The organism is Citrobacter braakii (genome assembly GCF_002075345.1).
Lineage (GTDB): Bacteria > Pseudomonadota > Gammaproteobacteria > Enterobacterales > Enterobacteriaceae > Citrobacter > Citrobacter braakii.
On record NZ_NAEW01000001.1, the window covers coordinates 280590 to 299928 of the forward strand.

General features: G+C 51.6%; 17 protein-coding genes and 2 tRNA genes. 8 read left to right on the forward strand and 11 right to left on the reverse strand.

What is annotated here, in order from left to right; translation table 11 throughout:
- Positions 1-8: 8 nt before the first annotated feature.
- From BZK42_RS01565 to BZK42_RS01585, 5 genes are all read right to left on the reverse strand, one after another.
- Positions 9-539, reverse strand: a complete 531-nt coding sequence (locus tag BZK42_RS01565; RefSeq protein WP_047359331.1) for a fimbrial protein — start codon at positions 537-539, stop codon at positions 9-11.
- An 11-nt stretch (positions 540-550) separates the two neighbouring features.
- Positions 551-1558, reverse strand: a complete 1008-nt coding sequence (locus BZK42_RS01570; protein ID WP_065554504.1) for a fimbrial protein — start codon at positions 1556-1558, stop codon at positions 551-553.
- Positions 1559-1571: 13 nt separating this feature from the next.
- Positions 1572-4145 carry a fimbria/pilus outer membrane usher protein gene (locus tag BZK42_RS01575; protein ID WP_080858643.1) on the reverse strand — a complete coding sequence of 858 codons (2574 nt, stop codon included), beginning with the start codon at positions 4143-4145 and terminating at the stop codon, positions 1572-1574.
- A 40-nt stretch (positions 4146-4185) separates the two neighbouring features.
- Positions 4186-4857: a fimbrial biogenesis chaperone gene (locus BZK42_RS01580; RefSeq protein WP_046274796.1), complete on the reverse strand. Its 672-nt coding sequence runs from the start codon at positions 4855-4857 to the stop codon at positions 4186-4188.
- Positions 4858-4934: 77 nt separating this feature from the next.
- A complete protein-coding gene (locus BZK42_RS01585) occupies positions 4935-5477 on the reverse strand; it encodes a fimbrial protein (RefSeq protein WP_046274795.1) in 543 nt (180 codons plus the stop codon).
- Positions 5478-5821: 344 nt separating this feature from the next.
- Here BZK42_RS01585 and pabC point away from each other — a divergent pair, with 344 nt between their 5' ends.
- From pabC to ptsG, 6 genes are all read left to right on the forward strand, one after another.
- The gene (gene pabC, locus BZK42_RS01590) at positions 5822-6631 is read left to right on the forward strand and encodes an aminodeoxychorismate lyase (protein WP_046274794.1); all 810 of its coding nucleotides are present in this window, start codon (positions 5822-5824) and stop codon (positions 6629-6631) included.
- Between the two features lies 1 nt (position 6632).
- On the forward strand, positions 6633-7655 hold the full coding sequence (yceG, locus tag BZK42_RS01595; RefSeq protein WP_046274793.1) for a cell division protein YceG: 1023 nt from the start codon (positions 6633-6635) through the stop codon (positions 7653-7655).
- Entirely contained in the window at positions 7645-8286 is a 642-nt protein-coding gene (tmk, locus tag BZK42_RS01600; protein WP_080858644.1) for a dTMP kinase, read from the forward strand. Before yceG ends, tmk begins: the two co-directional genes overlap by 11 nt.
- Positions 8283-9287 (forward strand): DNA polymerase III subunit delta', encoded by a 1005-nt coding sequence (gene holB / locus BZK42_RS01605; RefSeq protein ID WP_016152653.1) that lies wholly within the window; start codon positions 8283-8285, stop codon positions 9285-9287. The genes tmk and holB overlap by 4 nt, the downstream gene beginning before the upstream one ends.
- Positions 9288-9297: 10 nt before the next feature.
- The gene (locus BZK42_RS01610) at positions 9298-10095 is read left to right on the forward strand and encodes a metal-dependent hydrolase (RefSeq protein ID WP_016156196.1); all 798 of its coding nucleotides are present in this window, start codon (positions 9298-9300) and stop codon (positions 10093-10095) included.
- A 293-nt stretch (positions 10096-10388) separates the two neighbouring features.
- Complete coding sequence (gene ptsG / locus BZK42_RS01615; protein WP_016152655.1) at positions 10389-11822, forward strand: PTS glucose transporter subunit IIBC; 1434 nt, start codon at positions 10389-10391, stop codon at positions 11820-11822.
- Positions 11823-11877: 55 nt separating this feature from the next.
- On the opposite strand, the gene BZK42_RS01620 is transcribed toward ptsG, so the two are convergent.
- From BZK42_RS01620 to BZK42_RS28875, 5 genes are all read right to left on the reverse strand, one after another.
- Positions 11878-13656, reverse strand: a complete 1779-nt coding sequence (locus BZK42_RS01620) for an aminopeptidase P family protein (protein WP_080858645.1) — start codon at positions 13654-13656, stop codon at positions 11878-11880.
- A gap of 15 nt (positions 13657-13671) precedes the next feature.
- Complete coding sequence (locus BZK42_RS01625) at positions 13672-15126, reverse strand: AMP nucleosidase (RefSeq protein WP_016152657.1); 1455 nt, start codon at positions 15124-15126, stop codon at positions 13672-13674.
- A 118-nt stretch (positions 15127-15244) separates the two neighbouring features.
- Complete coding sequence (gene shiA, locus BZK42_RS01630) at positions 15245-16561, reverse strand: shikimate transporter (protein WP_080858646.1); 1317 nt, start codon at positions 16559-16561, stop codon at positions 15245-15247.
- A 213-nt stretch (positions 16562-16774) separates the two neighbouring features.
- Positions 16775-16850 (reverse strand) — tRNA-Asn (locus tag BZK42_RS01635).
- A 113-nt stretch (positions 16851-16963) separates the two neighbouring features.
- Entirely contained in the window at positions 16964-17116 is a 153-nt protein-coding gene (locus tag BZK42_RS28875; RefSeq protein WP_165500029.1) for a hypothetical protein, read from the reverse strand.
- A gap of 60 nt (positions 17117-17176) precedes the next feature.
- Between BZK42_RS28875 and nac the strand changes: the two genes are divergently transcribed.
- Both nac and cbl read left to right on the forward strand, forming a co-directional pair.
- Positions 17177-18094, forward strand: coding sequence for a nitrogen assimilation transcriptional regulator NAC (nac, locus tag BZK42_RS01640; RefSeq protein ID WP_016156200.1), 918 nt, complete (start codon positions 17177-17179; stop codon positions 18092-18094).
- A gap of 101 nt (positions 18095-18195) precedes the next feature.
- Positions 18196-19146, forward strand: coding sequence for an HTH-type transcriptional regulator Cbl (gene cbl / locus BZK42_RS01645; protein ID WP_080858647.1), 951 nt, complete (start codon positions 18196-18198; stop codon positions 19144-19146).
- A gap of 42 nt (positions 19147-19188) precedes the next feature.
- Here cbl and BZK42_RS01650 read toward each other — a convergent pair.
- Positions 19189-19264 (reverse strand) — tRNA-Asn (locus BZK42_RS01650).
- Positions 19265-19339: the final 75 nt, after the last annotated feature.

Here is a 19339-nt window from a genome sequence, read left to right on the forward strand (position 1 = left end):
ATCCTGAATTACTGGTAGGTAAAGGTAGCTTGTACTTGGCCGACGATAGTACCTGGCATCACGTTACCTTTGGATACTGCACGGGCGCGCATTTCCAGGTCATAGGCGTGGGTAGCACTGGGAATCGTGACGTTGGCAAGAGAAGCACCATTTTTGTATACAGCGTTACCGACATTATCGGTGAGTTCAAGTTTGAGGTTGGTCGCTGTGCCCGTGTTTTGGTAGAAATCCGGGTCTGTGTCTGCGGTTCCAGCAAACGACACAGTGAAAGAGCTGGTTGATGCCGGGCAGTTGGTTAATTTTAAGATAACGTCTTTCCATGCTGTTGCACTGCCGGCGGTCGCGAGGTCGTTAGCTTGAATGGACGTACCTAAATCGACGGCAAGAGAAGTATTACTACTGTTAACCACACACGGTGATGCGATAACCTGCCCGGTAATGTCAATATTCACAGCCTGGCCCGCCTGGCTGGTGGCAGAAAATAATCCACTGCAGGCCAGAATAAATATTGTCGCTGTTTTTCCATTGATAATTTTCATACGCAGTCCTTTTAATTATAGGTTACTTGAAGCTCAATAGCTGTTTTTACAATACCGGCAGTGACAGTTTCGGTATTATCAATAAAATATCCCACTTTAAAATCAGGGATGTCATAATTACCGGAACCGTCATAATTATTGATTGCAATAGCGCTATTCGCCGGATGCGGTGTTCCATCCGTATTTTGCAGTTGTATATAAACATTGCTTGCATAGCCTTGCCCAGTCATGGTGTTTAACACACCATTTGCTGCATTATGGGTTCCATAAACAGCAGTGAAACGATAAGAAATACCATCAACAGCGCCAGGGCAAGAATTTAAAGAAATTTTTGGTGCTTGAATAACGTTTTGTGCACCATTTTGCAATTGATTGCCATATAGGTTCGGAAGCTTAATTTCGCTTGGCGCAACAATAGTACATGCATCAATCGGAATGTTTGAATATATACCTGACAGAATAAGTCCGGAGCTTTTCGGGAGTGACGCTATTTCAGTCGCAGACCCATTATGGATGTTTAGCGTTACATTTGGCAGAGTGGTTACTTTTCCCGCCGGTACTTTTTCAAGTAATCTGACCAGTCGATACTTGAGGTGGTAGTAACCGCCGACACTGTATGTTCCCGAACCGCTAGTCTTCGTTAGATACAGGGGATAGTTAGGTGCGGTTATGCTTTCCAAAGAATTTAAGACAATCCCTAATGTGCTGGGAGCAGCAACAAGATATTGCACCCCGATACCAGGATTATTCGTAGCCCAGGTAACGCCATCACCTAGCAGAGTGCCATTAACTGTCAGGTCTATATAGGCATCCCGATTACTATAAGGGAGGGTATACATTAAAATTGAGCCTCTGTCAGTCCAGCCGCTTACACCACCAACCGCAGCAGGGATATGCAAAGGAGCAAGCGCATAATTCATGGTACCCCAGTCGACTCTGGAGACATAATCTGCCAATGCCGGTGTAATATTCAATAAGCAACTCGCAGTCAGGGTCACAATGGTTAATAGCTTCTTCATATATTATTTCCTGTTATCGGCAGTTTGCTTTGACTACAATGATATTACTAGTCGGTGCACTGTTCGGTAATTGCCATTGCGCCTGGCACTGCTCATTCGTTCCACGTCCCCATTTTGCTGTGACTGTACCCGCGTCTTTCATCCCCGTGAGGTAGACAATACCGCCATCACCCACAATGGAACCAGATGTATTTGGTGTACTGCTGTCCGTAACCATTGCACCGAATGGAACGTTCTCTCCGTTGCTACGAACTAAAGTCATCAGCACGCGTTTGCCAATTCGAGTATCAAAATGCGCTCGAACTATTGCACCACGGGTAGGGGTGATTGTTTGGGTCGTCAGTTCAATATCTGCGTCTTCGGGGAGTGTTTCAGTGTTCAACGAGATTGTGCTTTCGCGGTAAGGCGAAACATACGGAACGACGGTATAACCCCGAAAATCGGTTTTAACACCGTTCTGATTGTTTATCGCTACCCCTTCTGTTCCCGGCGCTTCTACCAGTACAGCGGTTTCACCGAGCGCCTGACTCAGTGTGATACCGTGGGCATGGGCCACCATTCCGCCTTCAATACCGTAGCTCACGCGTTTTTGGTCATGATCGTAGCTGTAGGCAGAGTTAAGGCGTGCGTAGGTTCCCTGATAATCCAGGCTAGCGTAACCACCGCTGCCTTCACCATGATTAGTTTCGCTTTCCTGCACATTCCAGTTCAGGTTACGTTCTTCCAGCGCTGAGCCGCTCAAGCCGACCGTATGGCTGGTATCGCCTTTTTTGCTGGTATTGAAACCATAGTTTGCGTAGCTGTTGCTTAACCAACGATCAAGAGGGATATTCATGCTGAGCGAGAACACCTGATCTTCGTTGTATATCTTTTCATGCTCATAGTTACGACTGCTACTACTGTTATCGGTGGTATTACGGTTATAGCTATAGTTGAGGTTCCAGGAGATGCCAGCCCAGTTGTTGCTGTAACCCACGCCAATGGATTGCATCTGACGATCGCTGTTCCAGTAATCTTCACTTATCGCATTCAATGACAGCGAACCCAGGCTTTCACCTATATTCTGGTTGAGCTGAAATTCGGCCCGATTACGGCGGCGATGATTATTGGTTCGCCATTCATCATCACGCCAGGTGTCGAGAACTTCCTGTAGGGTGTAGTAGCCTGAGGTCGAATAGCGATAGCCTGAAATGGAAATATTCGTACCGGTTGCGAGGATGTTTTTGCTGTAACGAATACGCCAGGACTGACCTCCTTCTTTATCCTGATCTTTCTGTGTTGACCAAGCCTGGGTTCCATCAAGGGAAACTGCACCTAACGTACCGAAGTTCTTACCAAACCCGGAGAGCAGTGACTGGTAGTGTTGCGAGAACTGCCCACCACCATAGACCGTAAATCCATCCGGAAGGCCATAAATGACCGATGCCTGAGTAAACATCTCTTTATCAATATCGCTGTCATACGGGCGATATTGTCCGCTGGTCAGGTTGTATTTCAGACGACCTTCACGCTGTAGAACGGGGAGGGAGGCGAATGCCACAGTCTGATGCTGTTCGCTGCCGTCAGCTTCTTTGATGGTGACATCAAGGTCACCGCTGCTGCCGGTTGGGTACATGTCGGTAATTTCAAATGCACCGGGGGAGACATAACTCTGGTAAATGGTGTAGCCATTCTGTTTGATAACGACCTGGGCATTTGTTCGCGCAATGCCTCTTACCACGGGCGCATATCCGCGAAGACTGTCGGGTAACATGTCATCATCTGAAGCTAACTGTATACCGCGAAATGGCACGCTGTCGAACATATCTGAAGGCGCGGTGCTGTCGCCCAGAGTTAACTGGCCTTTAAGCGAAATAACGTCGTGCTGGGCATAGGTATAGAGTGAATCCCAGCTTTCCTGAGCGTTGCCGTCATTGACGTCACGATTCCAGGTACTGTAGTTGCGAATGCGCCAGGACCCGATATTTAACCCAGGCTGGAGACTCAAATAATAACTTTCGTAATCGCTCATGTCGTTAGTGCGCGCTTGGGTATCCGCACCGGTAAAGTTGTAGTTGAGCAGTAGAGCATTAATCCCTGCGTCGAGCCGCTCTGGGGCGATGTAGCCTCGTGCGAGGTTATCGATGGCGGCTTGAGGAATAGAAAACAGCAATTGCTGGCGCTCAAATGCAAATTCTGCGCTGGCCTGGGGAATTGCAGAGAGGTTAGCGCAGTCGCCGTTGGCGGCTAATCGTGGGAATGCCTCAGTACGGATACCAAACTCGCGCAGCATATCGATACTCAAACAAGGCTGCAAGGTGGATTCACCCTGTGCATTTTTGTGTGTCACAAAGTCAATATTACGCACACCTACTGAGGTTTTGTTGACTATCACATCAACACGATAAGTACCGGGTAACTGACCGATACCTTCTTCAAAGGCTGAGAGGTCCGTTAACTCTTTTCCTGGCCCATCAATCCCTAACAGTACAGGGTTAAAATAATCGCGAGCCATCGCGGAGTGAGAAATTGGCAGCATACACTGTAGCGCAATAAACCACGCTAATCGGCTAAATTTCATGTTTTTTTTAATACTATTTGCATTCATTCCGATGTCCTTTCGGCGGAGTAATCACCTTGCGCCATAATTAACGCGAGCGGTGTTCCGCTCCTGCGGAACCGAAGTCATTGATAATGACCCAACTGATATCACCACTGGCACCTGCTGGAAGGGTAAAAGTGGCGCGACTCATTGGTGCGACATAGCTGGCGTCTTTCACCGTGCTGCCGCCCACTTTGACGGAGCTAAAGTTCATGTAGTACGGTGTTGGGTTGGTAACGGTGACTGAATTGCCGCTGCGCTGCCAGGTCAGTTTGTCGGTGAATTTTTCAGGCTGTTCAGTCAGCGATTGCGGCCGATAGATCAATTTAATGCGTGTTTTTACGGCAATTTGCAGCGTGTTCGCGCTGTCATTTTTTTCGGTCGCTGGGATGGATTTGATATTCATCCAGTACAATGATTCTCTATCTTCAGGAAGGTTGCCACCAGCGCGAATAATACGCAGCGTGTTTTCCTGCTCCGGGCCTAAGCGAAAAAGTGGTGGGGTAATCATAAACTGCGTTTTATCACCGTTTTTTTCCCCCGTGTCGCTCCAGGACTGGATTAAATAAGAGGTTTTATCCGGGTTTTTAACGCTAATCGAGGTCTCCTTTTTATCGCCTTTGTAAATAATTCGTGTTCCACCGACAATAATCCCGGCCTGCGCGGAACTCATTACTAGTAGCAGCGCCGCGACAGTAAAAGGAATAGATTTCTTCATGTGTTCTACCTCGAAGAATAAAGCCGGAGCAACCCGGCTTAGTTAATTACTAATGATGGGGATTAATTTCAGCGCAATTAGTTGTAAGTCAGAGTAAAGTTGACCGTACCGTTTGCATCACCAGCGGTGACAGCTGATTTTGTTGAAATATAACGGGCAAAGAAGTCGAGTTCAGTTTCTGCTGCTGCATCAGCATTGATAGTGACTGCATTAGAAGCAGTCCCCAGCGCTAATGGGGTGCCATCAGTGTTCAGTAACTGGATAGCTACGCCATCCGCTACGCCTGTGTTACCATAGTTGGTCAACTGAAGATAATCGTTATCGGTTATATCAGGAGTACCGTCATATTTTACAGCGACGGGTTTACCTAGCAGAGCTGCCGGACAGGCGGACAGTACCATAGAGAATTTAGTGGTCGCAGCCGTATCGCCGGCGTTGGTAAATGCAGTTTTAGCTACTTCGCCCAGTTTAACGTTCTGGGTGCTGGTAACGGAGCCGTTAATCTGGCAACCTGCTTCAATAATTTTACCGGTGAAGTTTACTTGACCATCCTGGGCCATTGCAGAAGATGCGACACCCATAAAACCCAAAAACGCGACAGCAGCCAATTTTCCTTTCATTATAAAAATCCCTTTGAATTGATGTAAAAATTAATTGATATATATTTACCTTAACGTAAATATACGCTGGAAGTATGCCGTAATGTAATAGGTATTAACACAAATAATATCTTAAGATTGATTTCATTTTTTCTAAATACATTAAAATTTAGTATTGTATTTGTTTTTTGTATTTAACCTGTTTACGTATGTCTTTTTTTTATTGGGGTATTTCGTCTCGATGACGTTGATATGATATAGATTGTTCTGTTGGTGTTCGTTCCGGAAAACATAAATGATGCCGATAAAATGCTTGCGAACCCTGCCTTCACCTGACAATCTGAGATATAAAATTCGGAGGGTGAATGTATCTTATCAATGGTGAGCCGATTGAGCGCGTGGCGGTAAACGATCGTGGACTGCTCTTTGGGGATGGTTGTTTTACAACGGCACGTATTATTCATGGAAATATTACGTTGTTTTTTTCCCATTTAGCTCGTCTCGAAAAAGCCTGTGCGCGGCTCGCGATCCCATTTCTCGACTGGGCTACGTTAGCGGAGGAAATGCGTCTTGTTGCGCGCACACAGCAAGACGGCGTGCTTAAAGTCATTATTACTCGTGGGGTCGGTACGCGTGGCTATAGCACAGTAGGTTGCGTGCAGCCCACGCGAATAATCAGCACCTCCTCATACCCCACGCATTACGCCCGCTGGAAAGCCGAGGGCGCAACCCTTGCGCTTAGCCCGGTTCCGCTGGGACGTAATCCTTATCTCGCGGGTCTCAAACATTTGAATCGCCTTGAACAGGTGCTGATCCGCGCTCATCTTGAGCAGACAAACGCCGATGAGGCGCTGGTCCTTGACAGCGAAGGGTGGCTTACGGAATGCTGTGCCGCGAATTTATTCTGGCGCCGGGGAATGGATGTGTTTACCCCGTGTCTTGATCAGGCGGGCGTTAACGGTATTATGCGCCAGCACATTATCAGGCAGCTCGCCGCTTCGCCATATCGGGTGGCTGAAGTTGCCGCTCGCCTTGAGACGCTGGTCGATGCGGACGAAGTTTTTATCTGCAATGCACTGATGCCGATTGTTCCGGTGCAAAAATTTGAGGGCCAACGCTGGCCGTCGCGCGAACTTTACCAATATTTAGCCCCACTGTGTGAGTTGTCTGATTAGCATGAAGAAATTGTTAGGCGTTTTATTATTGTTGCTGGTAGTGATGGGTATCGCTGCCGGGTTCGGCGCGTGGAAAGTTCGCCAACTGGCGAACAGTACGCTACTCATCAAAGAAGAGGCTATTTTTTCCCTGAAGGCAGGCACCGGGCGTCTGGTGCTGGGCGAGCAACTTTATCGCGAAAAAATCATCAATCGTCCGCGTGTGTTCCAGTGGCTGCTGCGTGTGGAACCCGAACTGTCGCATTTTAAAGCCGGAACCTACCGTTTTACGCCCGACATGACAGTCCGGGATATGTTGCAACTGCTGGAAAGCGGTAAAGAGGCGCAGTTCCCGTTACGTCTGGTTGAAGGGATGCGTTTGAGCGACTACCTCAAACAGCTTCGTGACGCCCCGTACATCAAACATACGCTGAGCGATGATAATTACGAGACCGTTGCTCAGGCGCTGAAGCTGGAGAACCCGCAATGGGTAGAAGGCTGGTTCTGGCCAGATACCTGGATGTATACCGCCAATACAACCGACGTGGCGTTGCTAAAACGCGCGCATCAGAAAATGGTTAAAGCGGTAGACTCGGTCTGGGAAGGGCGCGCTGAAGGCCTGCCTTATCAGGACAAAAATCAGCTGGTAACCATGGCCTCTATTATCGAAAAAGAGACTGCGGTTGCCAGCGAGCGTGACCAGGTGGCTTCCGTCTTTATTAACCGCTTACGGATTGGCATGCGTTTACAGACCGATCCGACGGTGATTTACGGGATGGGGTCACGGTATAATGGCAAGTTGTCGCGTGTGGATTTAGATACCCCGACCGCCTATAACACTTATACCATTACGGGGCTGCCGCCTGGCCCGATTGCCATGCCGGGAGAGGCCTCATTGCAGGCCGCGGCGCATCCGGCAAAAACGCCGTACCTCTATTTCGTGGCTGACGGTAAAGGCGGTCACACGTTTAACACCAATCTTGCCAGCCACAACCGGTCCGTGCAGGATTACCTGAAAGTGCTTAAGGAAAAAAATGGGCAGTAACTATATCGTCATCGAGGGCCTGGAAGGCGCCGGAAAAACCACTGCGCGTAACGTGGTGGTAGAGACACTTGAGCAACTCGGTATTCGTGACATGGTTTTTACCCGCGAACCGGGGGGAACTCAGCTCGCGGAGAAACTAAGAAGTCTGGTGCTGGACATTAAGTCGGTGGGTGACGAGGTCATCACTGACAAAGCTGAAGTTCTGATGTTTTACGCCGCGCGCGTACAGCTGGTCGAAACCGTTATTAAACCTGCGCTGGCAAAAGGCGCATGGGTAATTGGCGACCGTCACGATTTGTCGACCCAGGCGTATCAGGGGGGCGGACGCGGCATCGATCAAAACATGCTGGCAACCCTGCGCGATGCTGTGCTCGGTGATTTTCGCCCGGACCTGACGCTCTATCTGGACGTGACTCCAGAAGTCGGATTGAAGCGTGCCCGTGCGCGCGGCGAGCTGGATCGTATTGAGCAGGAATCTTTCGATTTCTTTAATCGCACCCGCGCGCGCTATCTTGAACTGGGTGCCAAAGATGCCAGCATTCGTACCATCGACGCTACGCAGCCGCTGGAAGCTGTGATGGCTGATATCCGCAATACCATCACCCAGTGGGTGCAGGAGCAGGGCGCATGAAATGGTACCCATGGTTACGACCAGATTTTGAAAAACTGGTAGCCAGCTACCAGGCGGGTCGTGGTCACCATGCGTTACTGATTCAGGCATTACCCGGAATGGGTGACGACGCGCTGATTTACGCGCTCAGTCGCTATTTAATGTGCCAGCAGCCGGAAGGGCATAAAAGCTGCGGACACTGCCGGGGCTGTCAATTGATGCAGGCGGGGACGCATCCTGATTACTATTCGCTGCTGCCGGAAAAAGGCAAAAGCACGCTGGGGGTTGATGCGGTACGTGAAGTGAGTGAAAAGCTGTACGAGCATTCACGCCTTGGCGGTGCGAAAGTGGTGTGGATCCCTGATGCTGCCCAGTTAACTGATGCTGCTGCCAATGCTCTGCTAAAAACGCTGGAAGAACCGCCTGCACAAACCTGGTTTTTCCTCGCCAGCACAGAGCCTGCGCGATTGCTGGCGACATTGCGCAGCCGCTGCCGGTTACACCATCTTGCGCCGCCGGCTGAGTCGTACGCAATCTCCTGGCTCGCCCGCGAAGTGACCGCATCTCCAGAAGCGCTGTTGAGCGCATTACGCCTGAGCGCGGGTTCGCCTGGTGCGGCACTCTCGTTGTTACAGGCTGAAAGCTGGGCGCATCGCACAGATTTTTGTGCGGCACTGGCAAACACATTAAACGCAGGTGACTGGTATATCCTGCTCGCGGCGTTAAACCACGATCAGGCCGCCGCCCGTTTACACTGGCTGGCAACGTTGTTGACGGATGCCTTGAAGCGTCCGTATGGGGTTTCCCATTTAACCAATCCTGATGCGCTGGACCTGATATCTTCTATCGCAGAACGGTTATCCGTCGCCCGGATACAGGCGATACTCGGTGACGTTTGTCATTGCCGTCAGCAGTTGCTGAACGTAACAGGCGTAAACCGTGAACTGGTGTTAACCGATCTTATCCTGCGTATTGAGCATTACCTGCAACCAGGCACCGTACTGCCTGTTCCCCATCTTTGAGAGAGACATTATGTTTTTAGTCGACTCACACTGCCATCTTGATGGCCTGGATTATCAATCTCTGCATAAGGACGTGGATGACGTGCTGGCGAAAGCAGCCGCACGCGATGTGAAATTCTGTCTTGCCGTCGCGACCACTCTGCCAGGATACCGCAGTATGCGCGAACTGGTCGGTGAACGTGACAATGTGGTGTTCTCCTGCGGCGTGCATCCGTTAAATCAGGATGAAGCCTATGATGTTGAAGACCTGCGCCGTTTTGCCGCCGAAGAGGGTGTTGTGGCGATGGGGGAAACCGGGCTGGACTATTTCTATACGCCGGAAACAAAGGTGCGCCAGCAGGAATCTTTTATCCATCATATTCAGATTGGCCGTGAGTTACAAAAGCCAGTTATCGTACATACCCGCGATGCGCGGGCCGATACGCTGTCTATTCTGCGCGAAGAAAAAGTGACGGATTGTGGTGGCGTACTACACTGTTTTACAGAGGACAGAGAAACGGCGGGCAAATTGCTGGACCTCGGATTTTATATCTCGTTTTCCGGCATCGTCACGTTCCGTAACGCAGATCAGCTCCGTGATGCCGCCCGCTATGTTCCTCTGGATCGGTTGCTGGTTGAGACGGATTCTCCCTACCTTGCGCCTGTACCGCATCGTGGAAAAGAGAACCAGCCCGCCATGACCCGTGACGTTGCGGAGTATATGGCCGTAGTGAAAGGTGTTGCCGTTGAAGAACTGGCGCAGGCAACCACTGATAACTTTGCCCGCCTGTTTCACATCGACGCTTCTCGCCTGCAATCCGTTCGTTAACTGACTTTTTTTAAAGCTCGTAATTAATAAGCAAAGCGAGTAAAGTTCACCGCCTCAAAATGGGCGGTGAATAACCGGTTTGACACATTCAGAAACGCATTTTATCGGAATGTGCGGATTTTACGGCCATCCACGACTGAATTGTGATAGCCGTCAAACAAAAACAAACTGAATTATTTTACTCTGTGTAATAAATAAAGGGTACTTAGATGCCCTATACACGGCGAGGTTCTCCCCCCTCGCTAATGCGTGAGAACGTAGAAAAGCACAAATACTCAGGAGCACTCTCAATTATGTTTAAGAATGCATTTGCTAACCTGCAAAAGGTCGGTAAATCGCTGATGCTGCCGGTATCCGTACTCCCGATTGCAGGTATCCTGCTGGGTGTCGGTTCCGCTAACTTCAGCTGGCTGCCAGCCGTTGTATCGCACGTAATGGCAGAAGCAGGCGGTTCTGTTTTTGCAAACATGCCGCTGATTTTTGCCATCGGTGTCGCGTTAGGCTTCACCAATAACGACGGCGTATCTGCACTGGCATCCGTTGTTGCCTACGGCATTATGGTTAAGACCATGGCTGTTGTTGCGCCGCTGGTTCTGCATTTACCTGCTGAAGAGATCGCAGCTAAACACCTTGCTGATACGGGTGTTCTCGGGGGGATTATCTCCGGTGCGATTGCAGCGTATATGTTCAACCGTTTCTACCGTATCAAATTGCCTGAGTATCTTGGCTTCTTTGCGGGTAAGCGCTTCGTTCCTATCATTTCTGGTCTGGCCGCTATCTTCACCGGTGTGGTTCTGTCCTTCATTTGGCCGCCGATCGGGACTGCTATTCAGACGTTTTCCCAGTGGGCTGCATACCAGAACCCGGTCGTAGCGTTCGGTATCTATGGTTTCATTGAACGCTGCCTGGTGCCGTTTGGTCTGCACCATATCTGGAACGTTCCATTCCAGATGCAGATCGGTGAATACACCAACGCTGCGGGCCAGGTATTCCACGGCGATATCCCTCGCTATATGGCGGGTGACCCGACTGCGGGCAAACTGTCCGGTGGCTTCCTGTTCAAAATGTACGGTCTGCCGGCTGCCGCTATCGCTATCTGGCACTCTGCTAAACCAGAAAACCGCGCGAAAGTGGGCGGTATCATGATCTCCGCGGCGCTGACCTCGTTCCTGACCGGTATTACCGAACCGATCGAGTTCTCGTTCATGTTCGTGGCACCGATCCTGTACATCATCCACGCAATTCTGGCTGGTCTGGCATTCCCGATCTGTATCCTGCTGGGTATGCGTGACGGTACGTCGTTCTCCCACGGTTTGATCGACTTTATCGTTCTGTCCGGTAACAGCAGCAAACTGTGGCTGTTCCCGATTGTCGGTATCGGTTATGCGATTGTTTACTACACCATCTTCCGTGTACTGATCAAAGCGCTGGACCTGAAAACTCCGGGTCGTGAAGATGCTACCGAAGATACCAAAGCGGGTGCGTCCGGCGAAATGGCTCCGGCCCTGGTTGCGGCATTCGGCGGTAAAGAAAACATCACTAACCTCGATGCGTGCATCACTCGTCTGCGTGTCAGCGTCGCTGACGTTGCCAAAGTGGATCAGGCTGGCCTGAAGAAACTGGGTGCGGCGGGCGTTGTAGTGGCGGGTTCCGGTGTTCAGGCTATCTTCGGTACTAAGTCCGATAACCTGAAAACTGAAATGGATGAGTACATCCGTCACAGCTAAGCAGTAAAAAGTTGGGGAGAATTAAGGCAGCCTGCGGGCTGCCTTTTTTAATGCATTAATTGGCCTGAACGCGAATCGGCGCAGTGGCGGCGAACAACCACGGACGAGCCTCTGCGTTCACGCGTGGGGATAACGTCTCTCTGACCTGCTGGTGGTAATCATCAATCCACTGCTTTTCAGCCTCACTTAGCAGATGCAGTTCAACCAGACTTAAATCAATTGGCACCAGCGTCAGCGTTGAGAAGCGACAGAAGCCAGGACGACTGTTGATAATCTCCACCTGATTCTCAATACGGATCCCATATTCTCCGGCCAGATAATAACCCGGCTCGATGGTAATGATATTGCCCGCGACCAGAGGCCAGGGGTTTACTTTTTTGGCAATGCGATGGGGCTGCTCATGGATCAGGAGCTGATGGCCTACGCCGTGTCCCGTACCGTGATCAAAATCCAGACCCAGATCCCACAGCGCCCGACGGCTAAAGGCATCCAGTTGATGACCCTGAGTGCCGCTGGGAAATTGCAGTGAGATAAGCGACAAAAAGCCTTTCAACACAGCGGTGTAATGCAGACGACGCTGCGGATCCTGTGGACCAAACGCGAGGGTGCGCGTTGTATCCGTCGTACCATTATGGTACTGGCCGCCGGAATCATTCAGATACATGGCCTGAGAGGTAATGGGCGTATTGGTTTTTTCGCTGGAATGGTAATGGCACATTGCGGCATTGCTGGCTGAGGCCGAAATCGTGTTGAAGCTTTGCTCGATAAATCCCGGCTGCTGCTGGCGAAATTCCAGTTGCCTGGCCTGCGCTTCCAGCTCAGTGACCGGATTGCCTGCCGCTTCGCGCAAGGGAACTTCATGCGTAAGCCATGCCAGAAAGTTAACCCAGGCCGCGCCATCTTTTTCATGGCATTCCCGATAGCCCGCCAGTTCAACGTCATTCTTGTGCGCTTTCATCAAGGTGATGGGATCGGGTGCCCATAAGACTTCGCCACCGTGTTCTACAATGGCAAAACGCAGCGCGACCGGGGCGTAGTCTTTATCGACCAAAAAGCGTTTCCCTTTGGCCAACTGCTGGCAGCGGGCAAGAAAACTCTCTTCTGGGGCCAGCGTGAGCGTATTCAGCAGTGCAGCAGGGAGCTGCTGGGTTTTGTTGCTATCCACAAACCATTCCAGCTCGCCGCTGCGATGGAGCAGGGCGAACGAAAACGGCACTGGCACCATTGGCAGATCGGAACCGCGCACATTCAGCAGCCAGGCAATGTTATCCGGCAGCGTGATCGCCAGAACGTCGGCCTGTTGTTGCGTGAGCAGATCCACGACGCGGGCACGTTTTTGTGTGCTGCTTTCCCCGCTGATTTCAATGGGCATTTCACGAATGATGCCGCAGGGGGCTGCCGGGCGGTCAAGCCATACCTGGTCGAAAGGATCTTGCTCAAGAGGCACCAGCTCGCAATGGGTCGCCGACAGTGCTTCAAACTGGCTGTTGACCATCAGCAACGGTTCAAAGCCGATACGCGCGCCGGCAGCAACGTGAGACTGCAAATAATCGGCCAGCGGTTCGTCATGTAAATGGTGAATTTCAAAATCATCCAGCGAGACTTCATTGCGCACCTGGACCTGATAGCGTCCATCGACAAACATTAATGCGCGGTCGCGCAGGACCAACGCGAGACCAGCGGAGCCGCTAAAACCGGTCAGCCAGGCCAGCTTATTGTCATGCGGTGTACAATCTTCGCTTTGGTGAGCGTCGGCGCGCGGAACAATCATGCCATCCAGCCCTTGTGCTAACAGCAGGTTGCGCAGAGCGGAAAGAGGAGTTGAGTTGTGCATAGTTACCTTCAGGCCTTAACGGAACGGCGGTTCGTTGAACGTACGTAATTTACGGGAGTGCAGTCGATCGCCTTCAGCACGCAGACGATCGATTGCCCGAATACCTATTTGCAGGTGCTCGGAAATGGCACCTTCATAAAAACGGTTGGCCTGACCAGGCAGTTTGATCTCGCCGTGCAGCGGTTTATCGGAAACGCACAGCAGTGTGCCGTAAGGGACGCGGAAGCGGTAACCCTGGGCGGCGATGGTGGCGCTTTCCATATCAATAGCCACCGCGCGACTGAGGTTAAAACGCAGCGCAGAAGCGGAATAGCGTAACTCCCAGTTGCGATCGTCGGTGGTGACGACGGTACCGGTACGCAGGCGCTGTTTAACCTCTTCGCCGGGCATGCCGCTGACTTCTTTGGTGGCGTCATACAGTGCGCGTTGTACTTCCGCAATGCTCGGAATCGGAATATCCGGTGGTAGCACGGCATCCAGCACATGGTCGTCACGCAGATAAGCGTGGGCCAGAACATAGTCGCCAATCGCCTGACTTTCACGCAGGCCGCCACAGTGTCCAATCATCAGCCAGACGTCAGGGCGCAGTACGGCCAGATGATCACAAATGGTTTTAGCGTTAGACGGGCCAACGCCGATATTGACCAGCGTGATCCCCTGACCGTCGGCGGTGATTAGATGCCAGGCGGGCATCTGATGTTTCTTCCAGGCGAGATCGGAGATGGCCTCTTCCGGAGCTTCCGTTTCAGCGGTGATCCAGATCCCGCCCGCGCATGACAGCGCGATATAGGGGCTGTTCGGATCGAGGATCTGGCTGCAGCCCCAGCGCACGAACTCATCGACATAGCGGGTGTAGTTGGTGAACAGCACAAATGGCTGGAAATGTTCAACCGGCGTTCCCGTGTAGTGACGCAGTCGTGCGAGCGAAAAATCTACTCGTCGGGCGTCGAAGTGCGACAGCGGGGAGAATTCCGCCGGATGATAGGTACCGTCGGCTGTTTCGTCGCCGATTTGTGACAACTCGGTAGTGGGGAAATGGCGCGTTAATCCGGCGCTCATCGAGCGGTCGAGCGTCAGTTCAGAACCATCAATCACATAGGGATAAGGGATTTCATGCTGCGACGGTTCGACGGAGATATGCGCATCATAATCCTGATACAGCAGCGTGAGTTGTTCTTCAAGATAGGGACGAAAAAGCGACGGACGGGTGATCGTAGTGGTATAGCTGCCCGCATGGGTAAAACGGCCATAGGCACGGGTTTTCGGGGGATTGGTGGCGCTGCCATCCCAGGTGACACAAAGCGATGGGTAAACAAAAAGACCATTATGGCGGGCGATTATGTCAGGGAGCGTCCCTGTTTCAATGTACTTACCAATGGCGCTACGCAGTGCTTTAACCGACTGCTCGTACAGCGCGTCCAGTTTATCCAGTGCCTGAGTTGGGGTCAGGCTGGAGCCCTTATTGTTCATGTCTGTCTCCTTGTTCCACAGATGTACTGCTCTCCCGATAGTATGTCACAGGAATATGAAACAAAAGTCAGACGTAGAGGAAGATTGTGCGAAGGTCGAATGACCTTCGCATCAGGGCTTAACTGTGCTGCTTATCCCGCATCAGCAATGCAGTGGCGGCGGAAATAAGACACCCGGCCATCAGATAAATGGCCACGCTGTGCCAGTCTCCTCCAGAAAATGTCACCAGTGCCGCAGCAATGAAAGGGGTAAAACCACCGCCAACCACGCTTGCCACCTGATAGCCAACGCCTGCGCCGCTGTAGCGATAACTTGCGCCAAACAAACCGGTAAACATAGGCTGCTGTACGCAGACCACCATATCGTGCGCAATATTGGCCAACATAATCGCGAAGAACACGATCCAGAAAATAGACTGTGCTTCCAGCGCCATAAAGAACGGGAAGGCGCTCAGCGTACCGACCAGTGCACCGGTAATGTACACGCGCCGTCGACCAAAGCGGTCGGCAAGCCAGGCAAAGCAGGGGATGGTCAGACAGCTCAGTCCTCCCACTAACAAACCGATATTCAGAAACAGCTCGCGGGGTAGGCCCAGGTTCTGCGTAGAGTAATTAAGGGCAAACGCGGTGACGATATACATCGTCAGCAGTTCACATAAGCGCAAGCCGATAATTTTTAAGAATGCGCCCGGATGGCGGATTAACGCCTCGACCACCGGTAACCGCTTTTTCTCTGGTTGCGCTGCCTGTTGCTGCTGTTCGAATTCGGCTGATTCATCCATTTTGTTGCGCATCCACAACGCGCCCAAAACCAGTACGATGCTGAACAGGAACGGAATACGCCAGCCCCAGCTCAGGAACTGCTCATCGGTAGTTTGCGAGCTAATCAGTGAGACCAGACCGGTAGAAAGCAGCAGTCCGACGCCGTAACCGACCTGAACGCCACTGCTGTAGAAGGCTTTTTTATTTTTCGGCGCGCTTTCGACCGAGAGCAACGCCGCGCCGCCCCATTCACCACCAACGGCGAATCCCTGAATGGCGCGCAGCGTCACCAGCAGCACAGGGGCCCACCAGCCAATAGTGTCAAAAGAAGGAATAATCCCTATCAGCGCAGTGGCAATCCCCATCATCCAGACGGTGAGCATCAGCATGCGTTTACGGCCAAGGCGATCGCCAAAGTGGCCGAAGATAACCCCGCCTAACGGACGGAACAAAAATCCGACGCCAAAGGTGGCAAATGCGGCAAGTGTTCCCATTGCCGGGCTAACCTGCGGGAAGAACTCGCGATTAAAGACCAGTGCGGCGGTGATGCCATAAAGCAGAAAATCATACCAGTCGACCACGGCGCCAGCGAAGCTACCAAGCGCAGCGCGTCGGGCACGATGAAGCGAAGAGACGTCCTCTTGGGGACCCGCGGAGGTGAGAGTGGAATCCATAGTTATCCTGTCTGTACTGTCTTTTAGTTATTAGTATTTGAATTGGGCTACACACATTGCAGTCGATATATTAACGACCGTTATGAGATTACCGCGACAGACGGGAAGAGAAAACGATTATCTCCCTCACCAGAGGGCTACATGAAAAATAAGACGAATGAAAAACAGAAAAGCAAAAAGCCTGCTTAGTTTCCTAAGCAGGCTTCTTAAATTTGGCTCCTCTGACTGGACTCGAACCAGTGACATACGGATTAACAGTCCGCCGTTCTACCGACTGAACTACAGAGGAATCGTTTGAACGAGGCGCATATTAGCGAGGGCGATGAGGCTTGTCAAAGGGGGAAATACATTTGTGCGTTCGTTTGCTGACAAAATCAGCAAAGCGGCGATCTTTCCGTCTTTTTATGCTTTTGCCCCATTCTGGTGCGCGTCTACCTCTTCCAGGGCAGCCAGAATGAGAGGTTCAGGTGTGCAAAAAGTCCATTCTTCACCTTTGAGCCTGACTTTACGCGGTTTTAACCGTAAAACACGGCTGCTGACTAAACTGGCAAGCATCTTGCAATCCTGAAATTAATGACTGCCAGCACGGGTTCTGGTATTCCGACAGGAGGCAAAATGAACTTCAGACGACTGAAATATTTCGTGAAAATCGTCGATATAGGTAGCCTGACCCAGGCAGCGGAAGTGTTGCATATCGCGCAACCCGCGCTGAGCCAGCAGGTTGCTACGCTGGAAGGCGAACTGGATCAGCAACTGCTGATTCGCACCAAACGCGGCGTCACACCGACGGAAGCGGGGAAAGTGTTGTATGCCCATGCGCGGACGATCTTACGTCAGTGCGAGCAGGCGCAACTTGCGGTCAATAACGTAGGTCAGACCCTGGGGGGACAGGTCTCTATTGGCCTGGCGCCGGGGACGGCGGCGTCAGCCATCACTATGCCGTTATTACAGACAGTACGAGCAGAGCTGCCCGATGTGCTGGTCTATTTGCATGAAAACAGTGGGGCGGTGCTGAATGACAAGCTGCTCAGCGGGCATTTAGACATGGCGGTGCTCTACGAGCGCTCACCCGTGGCGGGTATCAGCAGTCAACCGTTGCTTAAAGAGGATCTGTACCTGGTCGGGACGCGTGATTGCCCGGGGCAAAGCGTCGATTTAGCCGCGGTGGCGCAGATGAATCTGTTTTTGCCACGGGATTACAGCGCAGTTCGCCTGCGTGTAGATGAAGCTTTTTCGCTTCGTCGCCTGACGGCCAAAGTGATTGGCGAAATTGAATCAATCGCCACCTTAACGGCTGCCATCGCCAGTGGGATGGGCGTCACAGTGTTGCCTGAGTCGGCGGCCCGTTCATTATGTAATGCCGCTAACGGCTGGATGGCGCGGATAACAACCCCATCGATGAATCTGCCATTATCGCTGAACGTCTCAGCCAGAGGGAGCTTATCGCCGCAGGCACAGGCCGTGAAGGAGATCCTGTTGTCGCTGGTAAGCCGTCCGGCACTGGAAAACCGCGAGCTACAGCTGGTCAGCTAAACCTTATTCCCTCCAGGAATAAGATGCGGGTTTTTATTATTTGTTATGCCGGGCATCAGACTTTAACAATAGCGTAATGTCTGATGTGCCCGGAGCGAAAAGTGAATTTCCAGCAACTTAAAATAATCCGCGAGGCGGCCCGTCAGGATTACAACCTGACGGAAGTCGCGAATATACTGTACACCTCGCAGTCGGGAGTCAGCCGACATATTCGTGAACTTGAAGATGAACTTGGCATTGAGATTTTTATCCGTCGCGGTAAACGCCTGCTGGGCATGACCGAACCGGGCAAAGCCTTGCTGGTTATTGCCGAGCGTATTCTGAATGAGGCCAGCAACGTTCGCAGACTGGCGGATCTGTTTACCAATGACACGTCCGGTGTACTGACGATTGCCACCACGCATACACAGGCGCGCTATAGCCTGCCCGCGGTGATTAAAGCCTTTCGTGAGCTCTTTCCTGAGGTACGTCTGGAACTGATCCAGGGTACACCGCAGGAGATTGACGTACTGCTGCAAAACGGTGGGGCAGACATCGGGATTGCCAGCGAGCGACTGAGCAGCGATCCGCTGTTGGTAGCTTTTCCCTGGTTTCGTTGGCACCACAGCCTGCTTGTTCCTCACGATCATCCCTTGGTGAAAACGTCTCCTCTCACACTGGAATCTATCGCCCACTGGCCATTAATTACGTATCGTCAGGGGATTACGGGGCGTTCCCGTATCGATGAGGCATTTGCCCGTAAAGGGTTAGTGCCGGATATTATCCTCAGCGCCCAGGACTCGGATGTGATTAAAACCTATGTGTCGCTGGGGCTGGGAATCGGGCTGGTGGCAGAACAATCCAGTGGAGAGCAGGAGGAGGGGAGCTTAACCCGTCTGGATACCCGGCACTTATTTGATGCAAATACCGTCTGGCTGGGCCTGAAACGCGGGCAACTGCAGCGCAACTATGTCTGGCGATTTATTGAGCTATGCAACGCAGGGTTATCCGTCGATGAAATCAAGCGCCAGGCGTTGGAGCCAGATGAAGCCGTGATTGATTATCAGATATAATGCAAGAAGCCTGCTTAGTTTCCTAAGCAGGCTTCTTAAATATGGCTCCTCTGACTGGACTCGAACCAGTGACATACGGATTAACAGTCCGCCGTTCTACCGACTGAACTACAGAGGAATTGTGTGAACGAGGCGAATATTAGCGATGCCACTCAGCGTTGTCAAAGCCTGAATAGATAAATGCGATCGTTTG